This window comes from Devosia insulae DS-56, assembly GCF_000970465.2.
GTDB classification, from domain to species: domain Bacteria; phylum Pseudomonadota; class Alphaproteobacteria; order Rhizobiales; family Devosiaceae; genus Devosia_A; species Devosia_A insulae.
The window spans coordinates 1-1982 of sequence record NZ_LAJE02000015.1; the positions used below are offsets into that span (position 1 = coordinate 1).

General features: G+C 66.0%; 2 protein-coding genes. Both read left to right on the forward strand.

The features are described from left to right. Positions 1–107: 107 nt before the first annotated feature. Complete coding sequence (locus VW23_RS00600) at positions 108–1151, forward strand: ABC transporter permease (protein ID WP_084645393.1); 1044 nt, start codon at positions 108–110, stop codon at positions 1149–1151. Next, positions 1151–1918 carry an ATP-binding cassette domain-containing protein gene (locus VW23_RS00605; RefSeq protein WP_244513313.1) on the forward strand — a complete coding sequence of 256 codons (768 nt, stop codon included), beginning with the start codon at positions 1151–1153 and terminating at the stop codon, positions 1916–1918. The genes VW23_RS00600 and VW23_RS00605 overlap by 1 nt, the downstream gene beginning before the upstream one ends. The last annotated feature ends 64 nt before the right edge of the window (positions 1919–1982 follow it).

The window sequence follows — 1982 nt, forward strand, 5'->3', positions numbered from 1 at the left end:
GTCCCCCTCCCCCGCCACGCGGGGGAGGATAACCGGTGCATGACCCCGCCCTCTCGCCTCATCTGCACGATCCGCGCTAGCTTTCGACCTCCGACGGACCTGATGAAATGACCACTGCAATGGAAACCAGCCCTGCCGAACCTGCCGCTGTGGCGCAGCGTTTCGGGCTCGCCGAGCGCCTGCTCAGGATCGTGTGGATCGGGCCCCTGATCGCGGCTCTGGTGATCTACATCTTCTTCGTCATCGTCGGCGGCGCCTCGGGGTTCTTCTCGATCCCGGGCACCGCCGGGTGGCTCAATACCGCGGCGGAGCTGGGGATCATCGCATTGCCGGTGGGGCTGTTGATGATCTCGGGAGAGTTCGACCTGTCGACCGGCTCGGTGGTCGGCGCCGCTTCGATCATCGTGGCGCTCGGCACCGGGTTCTATGGGCTGCCGATCGAGCTCACCATCGTCATGGCGCTGAGCCTCGGGGTCGGGGTCGGCTGCTTCAATGCGCTCTTGGTCAATGCCACGAAGCTCCCGAGCTTCATCGTGACGCTCGCCTCGAACTTCATCCTCGCCGGGACGGCGCTGGGGTTGAGCCGGCTGATCTCGGGCTCGTCCAACGTCTCGCTGAAGGATGCCGGCTGGGCCGAGGCGGTGCTGGGCTCGAAATGGATGTTCTTCAACGTCTCAGTCCTTTGGTACTTGCTCGCCGCCATCCTTGCCGCCTGGGTGCTGAAGCAGACCCGGTTCGGCAACTGGATCTTTGCCACCGGCGGCAACCCCGATGCGGCACGCCGGGCCGGCGTCCCGGTGGCGCGGGTCAAGCTGATCCTCTTCATCTGGACCGCCGTGTCGGCGGCCTTCGTCGGCATCATGTCGGCGGTGATGTACAACCAGGGCAACGCCGCCTCGGGGCAGGGCTATGTGTTCCAGACCGCCATCGCCGCGGTCATTGGCGGGGTGCTGCTGCAGGGCGGCTTCGGCTCGGTGATCGGCATCGTGCTCGGCACCTTCATCTACGGCATCGTCAGCCTCGGGCTGTTCTACACCGGCTGGCCGACCGACTGGCTCGCCACCTTCATCGGCGGGCTGCTGGTCATTGCCGTGCTCACCAACAACCTGATCCGCGAGCTGGCGCTGAACCGGGGAAAGAAGAAACTCTGATGACCGCGCTCATGACGCTCGAAGGCGTCACCCGGACCTTCGGCAACAATATCGCCCTCAACGATGTCAGCCTCGAAGCGCACGCGGGCGAGGTGCATTGCCTCCTCGGCGACAATGGCGCCGGCAAGTCGACGCTGATCAAGATCATGTCGGGGGTGACGCCCCCGACCATCGGCACGCTGACCTTCGACGGCAAGCCGGTCGCCTTCCGCTCGCCACGCGACGCGCAGGCGCATGGCATCGGCACGGTGCACCAGGATGTGGGCTCGATCCCCTTGATCTCGGTGGCGCGCAACTTCTTTCTAGGGAACGAGCCGACCAAAGGCTGGGGGCCGTTCCGGCGGCTCGACCATCAGACGGCCAACCGCATCGCGCTCGAACAGATCCGGCAGATGGGGATCCGCCGCATCGCCGATGCCGAGCAGCTGGTCGGCACCATGTCGGGCGGCGAGCGGCAGGCGCTGGCCATCGCCCGGGCGCTGTATTTCGGGGCGAAGCTCCTGATCCTCGACGAGCCCACCGCGGCGCTCGGGGTGAAGGAAAGCAAGATCGTCATCGACCTGATCAAACAGGCGCGCGAGCAGGGCATCGCGCTGGTGTTCATCACCCACAATGCGACGCATGCGCTGAGCGTGGGGGACCGCTTCACGGTGCTGATCCAGGGGCGGGTCGCCAGCCAGTTCAGGCGCGGCGAGAAGAGCCGCGAAGAGGTGCTGAACCTGATGGCCGGTGGCGAAGCGTTCGATGCGGTGGGGCATGGGGATTGAGGTCTGAGCGTGGGGCCACCCCCACCCAGCGACGCTAGTTCGCTATCGCTCACAAGCTCTGCTG